Origin of the sequence: Allobosea massiliensis, from assembly GCF_042655245.1 — a bacterium.
Taxonomy (GTDB): Bacteria; Pseudomonadota; Alphaproteobacteria; order Rhizobiales; family Beijerinckiaceae; genus Allobosea; species Allobosea massiliensis.
On sequence record NZ_JBHSLU010000001.1, the window covers coordinates 1 to 1,333 of the forward strand.

2 protein-coding genes are annotated in these 1,333 nt (G+C 56.3%); both read left to right on the top strand.

Annotation, left to right across the window (positions count from 1 at the left end; genetic code table 11):
* Positions 1-285 (top strand): hypothetical protein (locus ACFPN9_RS00005; protein ID WP_377814846.1); only part of this gene is annotated, 285 nt, incomplete at its 5' end.
* 469 nt (positions 286-754) lie between these two features.
* On the top strand, positions 755-1,333 hold a 579-nt coding region (locus ACFPN9_RS00010), incomplete at its 3' end, for a hypothetical protein (RefSeq protein WP_377814848.1).

Consider the following 1,333-nt stretch of genomic DNA (forward strand, 5'->3'; position numbering starts at 1 on the left):
TGCCCCGCGATCACGGTGAGCGGAAATCATGTGTTTCCCGTCACCTGCAAAATGCCCTTAGCGTGTATTAATGTAGAAATGACCACAGAGCCCCATGATGTCTTTTTGGACGAACTCGACAGCCTGAAGGGCCTGCTCCGTCTGTTCGGCGAGCACGAACGCGTAGTTTCGCAGCTCTCCCTGGGCGCGCTCGATTGCAGCGTTTCGGCTGTGGACGATGAAGAGGAGCGAACCAACTGTAGCGGCGCCGGCGACGAATATGACGAGGGCTACGATAGCTTTTAGCGATACCAACCGAATTCCAACGCGCACGATATCTGTCCTATAGGCGTCGACCTCAATCGCGCCTTCTCCACTCACGGCCTCGACGCCTGTCGACCGTCGAGTCGGATGCATCACAGGCCAGAAGCGCTAACAAACTATTGCGCGCAAAATGTGATCTAGGCCCATCATATTTGCTTTGATTTCAATGAGTTCCGAATGGAACTAAGTGGCGATTGGCGGGAATTTTTATTCTCCATAAGCACTGCGCCGCGCATCATTTCATATGCGCGGTGACAATTCTCGGGCGGTTAATTGCACCGGCGGTCGATGTAGTCGACTTCGACGGAGCTGTTGCCGATAGTGATAAGGGCAGGAGAAATGACGAGCTTCCGCCCTGTCATGGTTGATTGTGACAGCGACGTGCCGCCTAGTTGGGGCCGGGTCGTGATCCGTCACGACGCGAGGCCGGTGGAGAAAGGCGCAAGAGGTGATGGTTGACTGGGATCGCATCGAAAACTTCGTCGGCTATGGGAGGCTTGATGCGCCCGTCGTTTTCATCGGTATGGAAGAAGGCGGCTACGGCGCAAACCAGCCCGAAAAACTCTTGGCAGATCTGATTAGGCGATCTTCGTTTCGTGAGATCGAGGCGTACGCGGGACATAGCGGCGCCATTCAAAGGACCTGGCGGGTCGCGTGCAGCCTGATGCTTCATCGGCAAGGGAACACCCAGCCAAGCGTCGCTGAGCTGGTCGCTTATCAGGACACTAAATTTGCGAGGCCCGATGGCGAAGTTCTGCTAACTGAGCTGATGCCCTACCCCAACAATAGGCTGAGTAGCTGGCCTGCAATTTATGCAGAGCGAGAGACGCGAGAGGGGTACTATCAGCGGCTGTTGCCGGCTCGGACCAAGCTTATTCGCGACGTCCTCGCCGCGAGCAAGCGAGAGCTGATCGTCGCGTATGGGAAGGGGTGCAGATTCCGACGCGACCGGCCGGGTAATCCAATAATTAACCGGCCACTGTTCCGAGAATTAACCGGTCGGGATTCCGAGAATTATCCGGCCAGGGCG